15 protein-coding genes are annotated in these 15,003 nt (G+C 63.6%); 12 read left to right on the plus strand and 3 right to left on the minus strand.

The annotated features are described in order from the left end of the window. The first annotated feature begins 54 nt into the window (after positions 1–54). From flgK to JQK88_RS13530, 8 genes are all read left to right on the plus strand, one after another. Entirely contained in the window at positions 55–1,509 is a 1,455-nt protein-coding gene (flgK, locus tag JQK88_RS13495; RefSeq protein ID WP_203278545.1) for a flagellar hook-associated protein FlgK, read from the plus strand. A gap of 3 nt (positions 1,510–1,512) precedes the next feature. After that, a complete protein-coding gene (locus JQK88_RS13500) occupies positions 1,513–2,556 on the plus strand; it encodes a flagellar hook-associated family protein (RefSeq protein WP_203278546.1) in 1,044 nt (347 codons plus the stop codon). A 30-nt stretch (positions 2,557–2,586) separates the two neighbouring features. Continuing rightward, the gene (gene flaF, locus JQK88_RS13505; RefSeq protein WP_192254454.1) at positions 2,587–2,934 is read left to right on the plus strand and encodes a flagellar biosynthesis regulator FlaF; all 348 of its coding nucleotides are present in this window, start codon (positions 2,587–2,589) and stop codon (positions 2,932–2,934) included. Then, a complete protein-coding gene (gene flbT, locus JQK88_RS13510) occupies positions 2,931–3,374 on the plus strand; it encodes a flagellar biosynthesis repressor FlbT (RefSeq protein WP_192254456.1) in 444 nt (147 codons plus the stop codon). Before flaF ends, flbT begins: the two co-directional genes overlap by 4 nt. After that, positions 3,374–3,781: a flagellar hook assembly protein FlgD gene (gene flgD / locus JQK88_RS13515; protein ID WP_192254459.1), complete on the plus strand. Its 408-nt coding sequence runs from the start codon at positions 3,374–3,376 to the stop codon at positions 3,779–3,781. Before flbT ends, flgD begins: the two co-directional genes overlap by 1 nt. A gap of 26 nt (positions 3,782–3,807) precedes the next feature. Further along, entirely contained in the window at positions 3,808–4,074 is a 267-nt protein-coding gene (gene fliQ, locus JQK88_RS13520; RefSeq protein ID WP_192254461.1) for a flagellar biosynthesis protein FliQ, read from the plus strand. Positions 4,075–4,224: 150 nt separating this feature from the next. Then, a complete protein-coding gene (asnB, locus tag JQK88_RS13525; protein WP_203278547.1) occupies positions 4,225–6,093 on the plus strand; it encodes an asparagine synthase (glutamine-hydrolyzing) in 1,869 nt (622 codons plus the stop codon). A 221-nt stretch (positions 6,094–6,314) separates the two neighbouring features. Then, entirely contained in the window at positions 6,315–7,958 is a 1,644-nt protein-coding gene (locus JQK88_RS13530; protein WP_203278548.1) for an MFS transporter, read from the plus strand. A 35-nt stretch (positions 7,959–7,993) separates the two neighbouring features. Here JQK88_RS13530 and JQK88_RS13535 read toward each other — a convergent pair whose 3' ends face one another. Further along, on the minus strand, positions 7,994–8,608 hold the full coding sequence (locus JQK88_RS13535; RefSeq protein ID WP_203278549.1) for a TetR/AcrR family transcriptional regulator: 615 nt from the start codon (positions 8,606–8,608) through the stop codon (positions 7,994–7,996). Between the two features lie 122 nt (positions 8,609–8,730). Here JQK88_RS13535 and JQK88_RS13540 point away from each other — a divergent pair, with 122 nt between their 5' ends. Continuing rightward, positions 8,731–9,342, plus strand: coding sequence for a ferric reductase-like transmembrane domain-containing protein (locus tag JQK88_RS13540; RefSeq protein WP_203278550.1), 612 nt, complete (start codon positions 8,731–8,733; stop codon positions 9,340–9,342). A gap of 4 nt (positions 9,343–9,346) precedes the next feature. On the opposite strand, the gene JQK88_RS13545 is transcribed toward JQK88_RS13540, so the two are convergent. Continuing rightward, positions 9,347–11,182 (minus strand): chloride channel protein, encoded by a 1,836-nt coding sequence (locus tag JQK88_RS13545; protein ID WP_203278551.1) that lies wholly within the window; start codon positions 11,180–11,182, stop codon positions 9,347–9,349. Positions 11,183–11,416: 234 nt separating this feature from the next. On the opposite strand from JQK88_RS13545, the gene JQK88_RS13550 reads away from it, so the two are divergent. After that, the gene (locus JQK88_RS13550; RefSeq protein ID WP_203278552.1) at positions 11,417–11,725 is read left to right on the plus strand and encodes a hypothetical protein; all 309 of its coding nucleotides are present in this window, start codon (positions 11,417–11,419) and stop codon (positions 11,723–11,725) included. Positions 11,726–11,750: 25 nt separating this feature from the next. Here the strand turns inward: JQK88_RS13550 and JQK88_RS13555 are convergent, their stop codons facing one another. Further along, a complete protein-coding gene (locus tag JQK88_RS13555; RefSeq protein WP_203278553.1) occupies positions 11,751–12,041 on the minus strand; it encodes a putative quinol monooxygenase in 291 nt (96 codons plus the stop codon). 125 nt (positions 12,042–12,166) lie between these two features. On the opposite strand from JQK88_RS13555, the gene flhA reads away from it, so the two are divergent. Together flhA and fliR are read left to right on the plus strand one after the other, a co-directional pair. Then, complete coding sequence (gene flhA, locus JQK88_RS13560; RefSeq protein WP_192254471.1) at positions 12,167–14,254, plus strand: flagellar biosynthesis protein FlhA; 2,088 nt, start codon at positions 12,167–12,169, stop codon at positions 14,252–14,254. Beyond that, on the plus strand, positions 14,251–15,003 hold the full coding sequence (gene fliR, locus JQK88_RS13565) for a flagellar biosynthetic protein FliR (RefSeq protein WP_203278554.1): 753 nt from the start codon (positions 14,251–14,253) through the stop codon (positions 15,001–15,003). The genes flhA and fliR overlap by 4 nt, the downstream gene beginning before the upstream one ends.

A 15,003-nucleotide genomic window follows, 5' to 3' on the forward strand; every position in this document is an offset into this window, starting at 1 on the left:
CGCCGACAGGGCAGAAACGTCATCCCCTCCCCACTGGCCTCGTGAAAGACCCGCATGTCGCTGACTTCCGCATTGACCATAGCCCAACAGTCGCTTCAGACCACGTCGAAGCAGACCAGCGTCCTTTCCCGTAATATTGCCGACGCTAGCAATCCCGACTACGCCCGCCGCACCGCGGTCGTCGTCAGCAGCGCGCCCGGCGCCCGCTCCGTCGAGATCCAGCGCGCCGCCAACGCCCTGCTGTTTCGCCAGAACCTCAGCGCGCAATCGGCCTGGAGCGGCCAGAGCACGCTTTACAGCGGCATTGACCGCCTCGCCGTTGCCGTCAACGGCGTCGACAACGCCTCCTCTGCCTCGACCGCGATCGGCAATCTGCAGAACGCGCTGCAGCTTTACGCCTCCACTCCATCCAACCAGAACCTCGGTTCCAGCGTCATCGACGCGGCCCAGCAGGTGGTGCGCGCGCTGAACGACGGCACCGACGCGATCCAGGATTTCCGCACCCAGGCCGATGGCGAGATATCAACGGCCGTCGACGATCTCAAATCGCTGCTCAGCCAATTCCAGGATGCCAACGAGGCGGTCATCTCCGCAACCCGTTCGGGCACGGACGCGTCCGACGCGCTCGACCAGCGCGACGCCCTTTTGAAGAAGATCGCCGACTATGTACCGGTGTCGACCTTCACGCGCGGCGACAACGACATGGTCATCACCACCAAGGACGGCACGACGCTGTTCGAGACCATTCCGCGCTCGGTCAGCTTCACGCTGTCGGCGGGCTACACCGCCGGCATGCCCGGCAACACCATCTATATCGACAATGTGCCGGTCCGCGTCGGCACCGGCGGCAACGCCAGCGCCGACGGCAAGCTCGCCGGGTTGATCACCTTGCGTGACGGCGTCGCCGCGACCATGCAGAGCCAGCTCGACGAGGTCGCGCGCGGCCTCATCACCGCCTTTGCCGAGACAGCACCTTCGCAGCCCGACCGAACCGGCCTGTTCACCTGGTCTGGTGCACCCGCCATTCCAGCCGCCGGCACGCTGATCGACGGCCTTGCCGGCTCGATCAAAGTCAACGCTGCGATGGATCCGAGCGTCGGCGGCAATCCGGTTCTGCTGCGCGACGGTGGCGCCAATGGCACTGCCTATATCGCCAACACCGACGGCAACGCCTCCTATTCGCAGCTTTTGATCGGCTATGGCGACAAGCTCGACAAGCCGATGCCTTTCGACCCTTCGGCCGGCATCACCGTCACCTCCAGCGTGTCCGACTACGCCGCCAATGCCATTGGCTGGTTCGAAGGCCAGCGCCAGCAGGCCTCGACCAACGCCGATGCCAAGGAAGCGCTGGCATCGCGCACCGCCGAGGCGCTGTCCAACGACACCGGCGTCAATGTCGACCAGGAGATGTCGCTGCTGCTCGACCTCGAACACACCTATCAGGCCTCGGCGCGCATGATGAAAACCGTCGACGACATGCTGTCGTCGCTGCTCGATGCCGTGGGATAAGCCATGAAAGCCACATCCGTCTCTTCAGCTGCCCTCACCAACGCCGCGCGCTATCAGCAGATGCGCATGCAGGCCGAACTGGTCAAAGCCACCAAGGAATCGACGACCGGCACCGTCGCCGATGTCGGCCTGGCGCTCGGCGCGCGCACCTCGCAGGCGGTGACCTTCTCGCGCGATCTCGACCGGCTGAACGTCATCATCGATTCCAATTCGCTGGTCACCGCCCGGCTTTCCTCGACGCAGGATGCGCTTGGCCAGCTTTCGGACACGGCACAGAATTTGCTGACCGCGTTGACCGCCGCCGGCAATTCCTCGAGCACCATCACACAGCAAGCCGGCAAGGCCGCCGTGCAGCAGATGACCTCGATCCTCAACGCCAGCGTCAACGGTGAATATCTGTTTGCCGGCACCAACACCGACGTCAAGCCGATCGACGACTTCACCGCCACCGGCTCACCGGCCAAGGCTGCGTTCGACGCTTCCTTCTCATCCTATTTCGGCTTCACGCAGAACGACCCGCTCGCCGCCAACATCACCGCCGCCCAGATGGACAGCTTCATCACCACCAATGTCGTGCCGCAGTTCATGGGCGCAGGCTGGCAGGCCAACTGGTCGAATGCCACCGACCAGCAGATCGTCAGCCGAATTTCGCTCGGCGAAACCACGCAGACCTCGGCCAGCGCCAATGACGACAGCATCCGCAAACTCGCCATGGCTTCCGCCATGGTCACAAGCCTGCTCTCCGGCAACATCAGCCAGGCCGCGAAGACGACCGTTGTCGGCCGCGCCCAGGCGATGGTCGGCGAGGCGCTCGGCGGGCTCGGCCAGCTACAGGCCGAGACCGGCCTTGCCGAGAAGCGTGTATCCGACGCCAGCGATCGCATGAAGACGCAGGTCGATCTCTTCGAACGGCATATCCTCGATCTGGAAGGCGTCGATCCGGCCGAGGCCGCCACCCGCGTCGCGGATCTGACGCAGCATATCGAAACGTCCTTCGCGCTGACTGCGCGCCTGCAGCAGATGAGCCTGCTGAACTACCTGACCTGACAATCTCAACCGCAACGGTAGAGCCAAACGATGTACCAATTCTCCTACGCCGACATCCAGACCGACTCCGTCACCGACGCCAAGGATCGCGAGCGGCAGCTTTTGACCCGCTCGATCGAAATGCTGTCGGCGGCGGCGGCGGTCGGCCACACTTCGATGGAAGCGGTCGAGGCGCTGCACTTCACCAACCGGGTCTGGACAACCTTCGTCGAGGATCTCGGCTCCAGCGACAATGTTCTGCCCAAGGAACTGCGCGCCAACCTCATCTCCATCGGCCTGTGGCTGCTGCGCGAGGCGGAGGACATCCGCCAGGGCCGTACCGACAATTTCGAAGGCCTGATCGAAGTGTCCCAGATCATCCGGGACGGCATTCAATGACCAACACGCTGAAGATATCGCTGAAGCCGAACGAGAAGATCTACATCAACGGCGCCGTCATCCGAGTCGACCGCAAAGTCACCGTCGAGCTGATGAACGATGTCCAGTTCCTGCTTGAGAACCATGTCATCCAGGCCGAAGATGCCTCGACACCGCTGAAGCAGCTCTACTTCATCCTGCAGGTCATGCTGATGAACCCGGCCGGCGCCGTAGAGGCGCGCGCCATGTTTCGCCGCTCGCTGCCCTTGCTTTTGGCAAGCTTCGAGGACGAGCAGATCAACGGCGCGCTGAAGCAGATCGACCGCATGGTCGGCGAAGACCATATCTATGAAGCGCTGAAGGCGATCCGTGCGCTTTATCCGCTCGAACGCCGCGCGCTTGGCGGCAATGACGATGTTCAGGGCGCGAAGCGCCCACTGGCCGTGGGAGCACAATACTGATGAATGTGGACATGACGACGACAATCCCGACGGGCGCCAACCAGGGCACCCAGCAGACGTCGAAGACAGCGGTCGACTACCAGTCGTTCCTGAAGCTGCTGATCGCCGAGATGAAGAACCAGGATCCGACGAAACCGATGGATTCGACGCAGTATGTCGCCCAGCTCGCCACCTTCTCGCAGGTCGAGCAATCGGTGCAGACCAACACCAAGCTCGATCAGATCATGCAGTCCTCGGCGCTGTCGCAGGCGGACGCCCTGATCGGCCGCTCGATCACCTCCGCCGACGGCAAGACGACGGGCGTCGTGGCCTCGGTCAAGCTTGCCAGCAACGGCCTGATCGCGGTGCTGCAGAACGGCACCGAAGTGCCGGTCGGCGCGGGCGTTTCGATAAAGCCGGCCAGCTAGACCCGGTTCCGCAGAGGCGCACTCACATGAACGAGGCCGACGCGCTCGACATCGTCCAGTACGCGGTGTGGACAGTGCTTGTCGCTTCCGCGCCGGTGGTGCTGGTCGCCATGGCGGTCGGCATCGGCATCGCCCTGATCCAGGCCCTGACCCAGATCCAGGAAATCACCCTGACCTTTGTGCCCAAGATCGTCGCCATCATGCTGGTCGTGGCGCTGACCGGTCCGTTCATCGGCAGCCAGATCTCGGCCTTCACCAACGTCATCTTCGAGCGCATCGAAAACGGATTCTAGAAGCAATTCCAGGAAAGTATGTCGCGGTTTTCCCGGGAAAAGCGCGTAGCGCTTTCCCTGAGGAATTGCGTAATAGCGAGAGCTGCTTGCAGCCTGCTAGGTTCCAGCTAGATTGCGAGTCATGACCCAGGCAACATCGACCGGCAGGCCATGTGCGGAATAGCCGGCGTCTGGCGCAAGCGAAACCCGATCGACGCCAACGACCTGTCGGATGTCGTCCACATGATGCAGGCGCTGGTGCATCGCGGCCCCGATGATCACGACAGCTGGAGCAACAACCGGCTGGCCCTCGGCCATCGCCGGCTGACCATCATCGACCCCTCGCCCGCCGCCCGCGAACCGATGCTGACCGCATCCGGCCAGGGAGTCCTCGTCTACAATGGCGAGGTCTACAACTACCGCTCGCTGCGCGAAACACTGCAGGCGCAAGGCCTGGTCTTTCGAACCATCAGCGATGCCGAAGTGGTCCTCGAAGCCTTGCATCACTGGGGTCCCGAAAAGGCCGTGCAGCTGTTCGACGGCATGTTTTCCTTCGCCTATTTCGACGCCCGCAACAGTGCGCTGTGGCTTGCTCGTGACCGTCTCGGCATCAAGCCGATGTCGGTGGCCGACATGCCGGATCGATTCCTGTTTGCCTCCGAGGACAAGGCGATCCTCACTTGCGATGGTCTTCCGCGCGACATCGACAGCCGCGAGATGACCTTGCGGCTGGCCTGGCAGAGCCGCGATTCCAGCTACAGCCTGTTCGACCGCATCGAGCGCTTGCCGCCCGCCGGCCTGTGGAAGATCACCGACGGCGGTATCGAAAAGCGCCGCTTCTGGCATGTGCTGGACGTGCTGGAGACCGCGCGCATCACCAGTGACGTATCCTCCGACGCTGAGCACATGGCGACGCTCGAGGCGCTGCTCAAGGACAGCGTCGAGCTTCACTGCATCGCCGATACCGGCGTCGCCACGGCCTGCAGCAGCGGCGTCGATTCCGGCCTGATAACGGCGCTGGCAAAGCGGTTCAGGCCAGAGGTCCATGGTTATGTCGTCGACCCGCAGATCGGCCGCAGCGAGGCTGAAGACGCCGAGCGCACCGGCCGCCATGTCGGTGTGCCCTTGCGCCGGGTGCCAGTCGACAGGAACCGTTTTTTCGACCTGTGGCCAAGGGTAATCTGGCATCTGGAAAGCGATGGCTGGCACGCCAGCCATGTCGGGCTGCTGGCGCTTGCCGAACAATGCCGGGTGGACGGCATCAAGGTGTTGCTGACCGGTGAAGGCGCCGACGAATTGTTTGGCGGTTACCCCTTGCAGGCCTTGAGCCTGAAGATGTGGCGCCCCTGGTCGTGGCCCCGGCGTCTGTTGCATTCGAAGCGCTCGCTCGACCGAAGATTCGAGCATCAGCGCCGAGCGCCCTACAAGGTCTCGGCTGGAAGCCACTCACAAATGGAGCGCAACATGGTCCTGCGCGCCCTGTCGCCGGAGCTGAACTTCCTGCAGACAGAGATTTTCGACCGCTTGCAGCCGGTAGCGCCGCCCGCCGATCGTGCCTTCCTCGGACATTGCCTCTATGACCTCTATTCACATCTGCAGGACATCCTGCACCGGCACGATCGGCTGAGCATGGCGGCGTCCGTGGAGCTGCGGGTCCCGTTCCTGGAGAACCGGCTGATCGATTTCGCGATACATTTGCCGAGGCGGCATAAATACCGCGACAAAACAGGAAAATGGCTTTTGCGGAAGGTCGCGCAAAAGCATATTCCGCGCCAGAACGTCCAGGCGCGCAAGATCGGCTTCGAGATATCGTCCGAATTTTCGGCCGGCACCGAGACTTTGCTGCGCGGCGGTTTCCTGCGCGATGCCATGAAGTGGCCCACAGCCAGCGTGGAGGACATGATCCAGTTCGCGCGGCGCGAGGAACCGTCCAGGCTGCGGCTTGTCGGCATGGAGCTTTTCCTGCGCCTTCACGCCGGCGGCGAGACGACGGGTACGCTGACCGAAGCGTTGCATGCCGCCGCCCGCGACAGAAGCTGACTTCGCCCCGGCCGATCCCCCGGCGCGGTGGACCAACGAGAACATCGCCCTGGGCAGCGAACCCTTGCCGGCTGACGTATTTTCGCCTTGCTACCCTGTTGTTGGACCATGATCTTTTTCGAAGGTGCGTTCGCCCTTTTGGATGTCGTACTCTATTCAAACGGATGCCATGATTGTCGTCCCGGCGGGCGAAACCAGCGCATGAAGGTGGGACAGGTCTGATGATCGATGACGAGCCGGACAGCGAACGCGTCTCGGCGCTGGCGCCGTTCCGGCATGGTATTTTTCGCGCCGTCTGGTCGGCCAGCCTGGTGTCGAATTTCGGTGGCCTGATCCAGGGCGTCGGCGCCGCCTGGATGATGACCACCATCGCCACCTCGCCCTACCAGGTGGCGCTGGTCCAGGCCTCGACCACTCTGCCGATCATGCTGTTTGCGCTCGTCGCCGGCGCCATTGCCGACAGCTTCAACCGGCGCAAGGTGATGCTGATCGCCCAGGTCTTCATGCTGGTCGTCTCTGCACTTCTAACGCTGTTCACCTGGAACGGCTGGATGACGCCGTGGACGCTGCTTGCCTTCACCTTCCTGATCGACAGCGGCACGGCGCTCAACAATCCGTCTTGGCAGGCATCGGTCGGCGACATGGTGCCGCGCAACAAGCTGCCGGCGGCTGTGGCGCTGAATTCGCTCGGCTTCAACCTGACCCGCAGCGTCGGCCCGGCGATCGGCGGTATCATCGTTGCCGCCGCGGGTGCGGCCGCGGCCTTTGCCGCCAATGCGCTGAGCTATATCGGCCTCATCATCGTGCTCTTCCGCTGGAAGCCGGAGCTGCCGGTCTCGACGCTGCCGCGCGAGACGCTGGGTGCTGCCATGGGCGCCGGCCTGCGCTATGTCGCCATGTCGCCCAACATCGGCAAGGTGCTGGTCAGGGGCTCGGCCTTCGGCTTTAGCGCCGGCGCGGTTCTGGCGCTGCTGCCGCTGGTGGCGCGCGACGTCGTCAAGGGCGATGCCTTGACCTACGGCATCATGCTCGGCGCCTTCGGCATCGGCGCCGTCGGCGGTGCGCTGATCAGCGTGCGTCTGCGGCAATTGCTGTCCAGCGAGACGATGGTGCGCATGGCCTTCGCCGGCTTCGCCGTCTGCGCCCTCAACGCCGCAATCAGCCACAATGCCTGGCAGACATCAGCGGGCCTCCTCATTGGCGGCGCCTGTTGGGTGATCGCCCTGTCCCACTTCAACGTCACCGTGCAGATGTCGACGCCGCGCTGGGTCGTCGGCCGGGTGCTGTCGGTCTATCAGACGGCGACCTTCGGCGGCATCGCGCTGGGCAGCTGGATCTGGGGCGTCGTTGCCGATGCGCATGGCGCCGAAACCGCGCTCATTGCAGCAAGCATCGCAATGCTCGTCGGCGGCGCCATCGGCCTGCTCCTGCCCTTGCCGCAGCAGACCGCGCTCAACCTCGACCCGCTCAACCGCTTCAAGGAGCCGCATCTCGGCCTCGACCTAAAGCCCCGCAGCGGCCCGATCGCCATCATGATCGAGTATGTCATTCGCGACGAGGACGTGCCCGAATTCCTCGCCACCATGGCCGAGCGCGGCCGCATCCGCCGCCGCGACGGCGCCCGCAACTGGACGCTGGCGCGCGACCTCGAAAATCCCGCAGTCTGGATCGAGCACTACCACACGCCGACCTGGCTGGAATATATCCGCCACAACCGGCGCGCCACCCATGCCGACGCCGTCGTCACCGAACGGGTGCGGGCGCTACACAGCGGCGACGAGCCGCCGCGCGTGCGCCGCCTGATCGAGCGCCCGACGACCGCCGGCACGGCGCTGGTGATGGCGAAAGGCCCGATCGAGCACTAGAGCGGTCTCGGCGTGGCCAACGAAAATCGGCCTGCCTATTTTGCCAGCAAGGCGAGAAAATCATCGAGGCTTTGCTGCATCAGCGACTCGGCTTTTTCGGCGCCACCCCATTGGGCAAACTGACCATCGATCCACATGCGGGCGAGACCGTAGACCAGCGCACGTGCCTGCAGCGGAACGCCCTCGATGTCGGCTTTCCGCAACTGCCCGGCCGCGCGCGCGTCCTCCAGCATTCGCACCATCAGATTGCGGATTTCTTCATTGAGCCCAACAAGCGTCTCGGAGGCATCGAAATCGATCGCCCGGCGCATCGAGATAATCTCGAAATGCGTCGGGTTGTCGATCACCCAGCGCAGATAGGCGATCCCCAGCGCCCGAAAGCGCGACAGCGGGTCAAGCCGTTCTGCTTTGTCGAGCTCGACCGAAATCCTGGCGCGAAACCGGCGCATCGCCTCTTCGGCCACAGCGGTCATCAGCGCGGTCTTGGTCGGAAAATGCCGGAACGGCGCTCCTGATGACACGCCGGCCCGCTTGCCGGCTTCACGCACTGTCACCTGATCGACGCCATCCTCCCTGGCAATGGCAAGGGCGGCGTCAATCAACGCCTGCCGCAGACTGCCGTGATGATAGGTCTTGCGTTGCGTCGTCATGCCCCGTCCCCAGCCTTCCCGTCATCACAATCCCGCGATTAATGCAAGCACGACTTACTTCGGATTGCAACGGCAGCCGATTTATGTAAGTAGTGATTACATAATCTGATCGGGAGGACACTATGGACACCGTCGTACCAACCCTTGCAACCAAGGCAACGAGCCGCTGGTGGCTGTTCTGGCTTTTGGCCGCGATCATTCTTGCCCTGTCCGGGCTTGTCGCATTTCGCGGCGATTTCTCGGTCGAAGCCGTCCGTGGGGTCGTGCGGCTCACCGCCCAGACGTCGCTCATCCTTTTCTGCATCGCCTTTTCGGCATCGGCGCTCGCGCGCCACCTGCCGAGTGCATCCACGCTGTTCCTGCGCCGCCATCGGCGCCAGACCGGACTGGCCTTTGCTTTTTCGCACGGCGTCCATGCGGTCGCCCTGTTCGTTTTCGCGCAGACGAGTCCGGATCAATTCGACGACGCCACCGATACGGCGATGTTCGTCTTCGGCGGCCTTGCCTATCTGTTCATCATTGCCATGGCCGCGACGTCCTTCGATCGCACGGCTGCGTGGCTCGGACCACGCGCGTGGCGCATCCTTCACACCGTCGGCGGCTACGACATATGGCTCACATTTCTGATTGCCGAGGGCAAACGCGCAGTCCACGACGTCTACTATTGGCCCTATGTGGCTCTTCTCATCGCCGTCATGGCCATTCGCTGGTGGGCGGGAAAAGGCAGTCGGTAGGCACCTAGCCCTCGCCCGACAGGTCGCGCCGCGCCTTGTCGAGTTCTTCGGCATAGCGCCGCATCAGATGGCTTTCGGTGAGCAGGCCGAGCACGACGCGGTTGTCGAAGTCCTCGACCACCGCCAGTTCCTCGGCGCCGGCGCGCTGAAAGGTTTCGGCGGCGGACTGGACGTTCATGGTCGGCACCAGCACCGCATCCGTGAATTTGGCCAGCGCCAACACCGGCGTCTCGCCGTCGGACGGGTCGCTATGCAGTTCGGCGACGATCAGCACGCCGACATAATGCTGGTCCTCATCGACGGCGATGACGCGCTGCGCCGAGCCCAGCGGCACATCCTTGCGGAACGCGGCAAGCGTCTTTGCGGCATCGACGGTGCGAACATCCTGGCGCATCATTTTCCCAACCGTCAGATTGCGCATCCAGCCGACATCATGAGCGCTGCGGATGGTCTCGCCGCGCAGGTGAAAACGCCAGGTAGAGAAGGAGTAGCCGAAGGTTTCGCGCACCAGGATCGCCGCCATCAGCGAGGCCGCCAGCACGACGCCGGTCAACGTCAGGTCGCGGGTCGATTCCAGCGCCAGGAAGGTCATGGTCAGTGGCCCGCCGACGACGCCCACGGCAAGCGACGTCATGCCGACAACGGCGGCGACGGAAGAGTCGATGCCGGTCGCCGGCGAGATGATCGCCATCACGCCCGCAAAGGCCTTGCCGAGCAGCGCGCCGAGGAACAGCGAGGCAAAGAACAGGCCGCCGCGAAAGCCGGAGCCGAGCGAGATCGCCGACGCCGCGAGCTTCAGCACGAAGACGGTGGCGACGACGGCGAGGCCGTAATTCATCGCGAATTCGCGATGCAGCGCACCATGGCCTGAGGACAGAACCTGCGGCGTGATCAGCCCGAGCAGCCCGACGGCGACGCCGCCGATGACCGGGCGAAGCGAACCGTCGATTGCCAGACGCGCGAAGCCACGCTCGACCAGGCTGACCAGATGCATGATGGCGATGGAGGCCGCACCGCCCAGCAACCCGAGCAGCAGGAACGGCAGATACTGGCTGGCGGTCAGCTCCGGCAGGCCGGAGAGTTCCATCGGAAACGGCACGACGCCGAACGTCTCGGCGGTCAGCGAGGCGCAGATCGCGGCAGTCATCACCGGAGCGACATTGGCGACCGAATAGATGCCGATGATCAGCTCGAAGCCGTAAAAGGCGCCGGTCAGCGGCGCATCGAAGGCGGCGGCGATGGCGCCGGCCGCGCCACAGCCGACCAGGATGCGCACATCGTTGCGGCGCAGCCGCAGCGCACGCGCCAGCCGCGACGCCAAGCCGGAGCCGACCTGCGTGTAGCCGGCCTCCAGGCCGACCGAAGCGCCGAAGCCGCTGGAGATCATCGTCTGCCCGGCGATGATGAAGGTGTCGGTAAGCGACATGCGTCCGCCGTACAGCGCATTGGCCTCGATCGGGTCGACCGGGGTGCGGAATTTCCGCTTCCGCAGCCAGATCACCGTCAGGCCGAGCAGGATGCCGCCGATCGCTGGAATCAGCGCCTGGAACGGGCTTTGCAGCGAAAACATCCCGGAGAGACGGCCGCCGGGTTGGACGCCGAACAACAGGAAATGCAGGCCTTGCACCGCCTCGCTCATGCCGGTGACCAGCACCGCCGAGATCACCCCGACGACACCGGCCAGGGCAACGATGACGATGCCGCGCGCCTCGAGCAGAGGGATCGATCGGATCAGCACCGCGCGCAGGCGACGGGCATAGACCTGGGGTTCGTTAGGCAACGGAGCGGCTCGCCGGGTGCGAGGGGTGAAAGCTGCCGTGCCTGATACGCCCGGCGGCATTGCGTGGCAATCGCAATGCCGACTGCTTGTGGCGCCATTTTGGCGTTGCGGCGAGCCGCGAAAGACGGCAGCTCCTTCGCTCAGGCGGGCAAGCCGGCCGACCTTGACCGTCCTGCCGATCAGCCAGGCTCGCCGCCCCGCTTCAGTCCCTTGGGGGCTATATGAGCGATCGCTTACGCAATCGACGCAACGATGGTATTTTTACCCGTCTATATTTCCCTCGAGGAGGAGAACATGAGTGCGCGGGGATTTTTTTCATTAGCTGTTAGCATGATTTTTTTGAGCTCGTCTGCCGTAAGCAATTCAAGCGTGGATATGCCGGTTAGGTCTGTGTCACACCCGACGTCTCTTTTGTCGGGAGGCAATCCGGAAAACCAAAGCCGACCGGCAAAGGAATTTATCCAGACTGCACAACAAGATGTCTGCTGTCCTGGCGGCTATCCTTGGTATCGCAATTCGACAAACACCTGCTACGGCAGCTATGAAGATTGCCACGATACCGATGGCGGCGGTTGGTCCTGCAGACAGGTCAATGCCTGCTAGGCCATCTCCAGCTGTTGCCTAGTCCTCAAGTCGGCTTGGGCTCGCCGGCCTCATAAAGCATGAGGTTGCGCTCGCCGATGCCGAGCGCTGCCCAGCTCGCCCGCCAGTCGGCGATGTGCGGCGAATGGAAATGCGCGTCGAGCGCTTCCCTGTCGCTCCACACATGGATGAGCCCGGCGTCGAGCACGTCCTGCGCATAGGAATAGTCGATGCAGCCGGGTTCAGTGCGGCTGCCCAAGATCATGCGCTGCATGGCCGGCCTTGCTTCGTCGAGCCTCTCCGCCGGCAGTCGGATGGTACCGATGATCACCAGCATGATCGTTCTCCTCAAGGCCTCTGTCTTCGCGGCAAGTAACCAGTCCTCCCACCCTCGCGCAAGCTTGGCCGGTTAGGCTCGAAGGGCTGCCCTCATGTTCGGGCAGTCCATGGCTCGGGGACGATATGGCGATCAGCGAAAGCTTAGCGACGGGAACAGTGGCCAAGAACGGCCGCGATGTCTTCTTCGCCATCGGCATCGTCATCATCCTGGCCGTGCTGTTCCTGCCGATCCCGGCCTTCCTCATCGACATCGGACTCGCTTTCTCGATCGCGCTGTCGGTGCTGATCCTGATGGTGGCGCTGTGGATCCAGCGGCCACTCGATTTCTCGTCCTTCCCGACCGTGCTGCTCATCGCCACCATGCTGCGGCTATCCCTCAACATCGCCACCACGCGCATGATCCTGTCGCACGGCAATGAAGGTACGCATGCCGCCGGCTATGTCATCGCCGGTTTTTCCAAACTGGTGATGGCCAGCGATTTCGTCATCGGCCTGATCGTCTTCATGATCCTTATCGTGGTCAACTTCATCGTCATCACCAAGGGCGCCACGCGTATCGCCGAAGTCGGCGCCCGCTTCACCCTCGATGCCATCCCCGGCAAGCAGATGTCGATCGACGCCGATCTGTCGGCCGGCATGATCGACGACAAGACCGCGCAACTGCGCCGCCGCGAACTGGAGGAAGAATCCTCCTTCTTCGGCTCGATGGACGGCGCCTCGAAATTCGTCCGCGGCGACGCCATCGCCGGCCTGATCATCACCGCCATCAACATCGTCGGCGGCATCGCCATCGGCTATATCAGGCACGGCATGGGCATGGGCGAAGCCGCCGACGTGTTCATCAAGCTGTCGGTCGGCGACGGCCTCGTCACCCAGATTCCGGCGCTGATCGTCTCGCTCGCCGCCGGCCTGCTGGTCTCCAAGGGCGGCACGCGCGGCTCGACCAACCAGGCGGTGTTCGGCCAGCTCGGCGCCCATCCGCGCGCGCTCTACGTCGCGGCCTCGCTGCTCGTGCTGCTCGGCCTGATGCCCGGCCTGCCGTTCTTCCCGTTCTTCACGCTGGCCGCCGGCATGGCTGGCCTCGGCTACGTCATCCCGATGCGCGCCAACCGTGAGGCTGCCGCCGTCGAAGCGCTCAAGGACCAGGAAAAGGCCAACAAGGTCGAGGAGGAGAAGAACTCGGTCAAGGCTTCGCTCACAACCGCCGAGATCGAACTTTTGATCGGCAAGCAGCTGTCGACGCGGCTGCTGGTGTCGCATCAGGAACTGGTCTTCCGCATGGCCAAGATGCGCAAGAAGTTCGCCACGCAATACGGCTTCGTCGTGCCGGAAGTGCGCGTCGCCGACGACTTCGGCATCCCGCCGAAGAGCTACCAGATCAAGGTCCATGGCACCGTCGTTGCCGAATACCAGATGCGTGTCGGCGAGATCATGGTGCTGCTCGGCACCCGCGACCTGCCCGACGTTCCCGGCGAGGAAATCCGCGAGCCGGCCTTCGGCATGCGCGCCTTCTCGGTGCTCGAAACCTTTGCCGAGGATCTGAAGCGCGAGAACTACACTTTTGCCGACAACATGTCGGTGCTGCTGACCCATCTGTCCGAGGTGATCCGTAACAACCTGCCGCAGCTTCTGTCCTACAAGGACATGAAGGCGCTGCTCGAACGCCAGGATCCGGAATACCGCAAGCTCGCCGACGAGATCTGCACCTCGCACATCTCCTATCCCGGCCTGCAGGCGGTGCTGAAACTGCTGCTCGCCGAGCGCGTCTCGATCCGCAATCTGCACCTGATCATCGAGGCCATCGCCGAGATCGCGCCGCATGTGCGCCGCACCGAGCAGATCGTCGAGCATGTCCGCATCCGCATGGCCCAGCAGATCTGCGGCGATCTCTCCGAAGGCGGCATGCTCAAGGTGCTGCGCCTCGGCAACCGCTGGGACCTCGCCTTCCACCAGAGCCTCAAGCGCGATGCCAAGGGCGAGGTGCGCGAATTCGACATCGACCCTCGCCAGCTGGAAGAATTCGGCCAGGACGCGACCAAGGCGATCCGCAAACATCTCGAGGCAGGCGAGCGTTTCGTTCTCGTCACCGCGCCCGATGCCCGGCCCTATGTGCGCATGATCATCGAGCGCCTGTTCACCACCCTGCCGGTGCTCTCCCATGTCGAAATCGCCAAGGGCGTCGAGATCAAGGTGCTCGGGACGATCTCGTGAACATACTGTCGCAAGGCGTCGTCATCGCCGCCTTCCTCGCCTTCTGCCGCATCGGCGCCTGCTTCATGCTGATGCCGGGCCTGTCCAGCGCCCGCGTACCGGTCCAGGTCCGGCTGTTCGTGTCGATCGCCGCCACCGGTGGCCTGCTCGCCTTCCTGTGGGACAAGATCTTTCCCTTCGTCGATGCGCGTCCGCAGGTGCTGGCGCCGATGATCATTTCCGAACTGCTCGTCGGCGGGCTGATCGGCGCCATGACCAGGCTCTACATGGAGGCGCTGCGCTTCATGGGCTCGGCCATCGCCATGCTGATCGGCTATGGCGGCACCGGCGGCCCCGCCATCGAGGAGCCGGAACCGCAGGCGGCCCTCGCTGCCATCATCTCGTTTTCGGCGCTGCTGCTGCTCTTCGTCTTCGATTTCGACCACGAGATCATCCGCGCGCTGGTTGCCTCCTATACGGTGGCGCCGGTCAACGTCTTCTTCAACCCGCAGGCCGCCCTGGTCGATCTCACCGACACGGTGTCGGATGCCTTCTTCCTGGTCCTCCGGCTCGGCAGCCCGTTCGTCGCCTATGCCATCCTCGTCAACCTGACGATCGGCTTCGTCAACAAGCTTACGCCGCAGATCCCGGTCTATTTCATCTCGCTGCCCTTCGTCATCGCCGGCGGCATGATCATCTTCTACTTCGCCATCGGCACCATGCTGTCGCTGTTCGTCGACGGCTTCGTCGACCTGACGCTGGCGAGGTGA

Source organism: Mesorhizobium caraganae (genome assembly GCF_016836705.1).
GTDB lineage: Bacteria > Pseudomonadota > Alphaproteobacteria > Rhizobiales > Rhizobiaceae > Mesorhizobium > Mesorhizobium caraganae.

What these genes read in the sequence shown, in the direction of transcription:
- flgK (WP_203278545.1), top strand. Translation starts at nt 55, where the DNA reads ATGTCGCTGACTTCCGCATTGACCATAGCCCAACAGTCGCTTCAGACC.
- JQK88_RS13500 (WP_203278546.1), top strand. Translation starts at nt 1,513, where the DNA reads ATGAAAGCCACATCCGTCTCTTCAGCTGCCCTCACCAACGCCGCGCGC.
- flaF (WP_192254454.1), top strand. Translation starts at nt 2,587, where the DNA reads ATGTACCAATTCTCCTACGCCGACATCCAGACCGACTCCGTCACCGAC.
- flbT (WP_192254456.1), top strand. Translation starts at nt 2,931, where the DNA reads ATGACCAACACGCTGAAGATATCGCTGAAGCCGAACGAGAAGATCTAC.
- flgD (WP_192254459.1), top strand. Translation starts at nt 3,374, where the DNA reads ATGAATGTGGACATGACGACGACAATCCCGACGGGCGCCAACCAGGGC.
- fliQ (WP_192254461.1), top strand. Translation starts at nt 3,808, where the DNA reads ATGAACGAGGCCGACGCGCTCGACATCGTCCAGTACGCGGTGTGGACA.
- asnB (WP_203278547.1), top strand. Translation starts at nt 4,225, where the DNA reads ATGTGCGGAATAGCCGGCGTCTGGCGCAAGCGAAACCCGATCGACGCC.
- JQK88_RS13530 (WP_203278548.1), top strand. Translation starts at nt 6,315, where the DNA reads ATGATCGATGACGAGCCGGACAGCGAACGCGTCTCGGCGCTGGCGCCG.
- JQK88_RS13535 (WP_203278549.1), bottom strand. Translation starts at nt 8,608, where the DNA reads ATGACGACGCAACGCAAGACCTATCATCACGGCAGTCTGCGGCAGGCG.
- JQK88_RS13540 (WP_203278550.1), top strand. Translation starts at nt 8,731, where the DNA reads ATGGACACCGTCGTACCAACCCTTGCAACCAAGGCAACGAGCCGCTGG.
- JQK88_RS13545 (WP_203278551.1), bottom strand. Translation starts at nt 11,182, where the DNA reads ATGCCGCCGGGCGTATCAGGCACGGCAGCTTTCACCCCTCGCACCCGG.
- JQK88_RS13550 (WP_203278552.1), top strand. Translation starts at nt 11,417, where the DNA reads ATGAGTGCGCGGGGATTTTTTTCATTAGCTGTTAGCATGATTTTTTTG.
- JQK88_RS13555 (WP_203278553.1), bottom strand. Translation starts at nt 12,041, where the DNA reads ATGCTGGTGATCATCGGTACCATCCGACTGCCGGCGGAGAGGCTCGAC.
- flhA (WP_192254471.1), top strand. Translation starts at nt 12,167, where the DNA reads ATGGCGATCAGCGAAAGCTTAGCGACGGGAACAGTGGCCAAGAACGGC.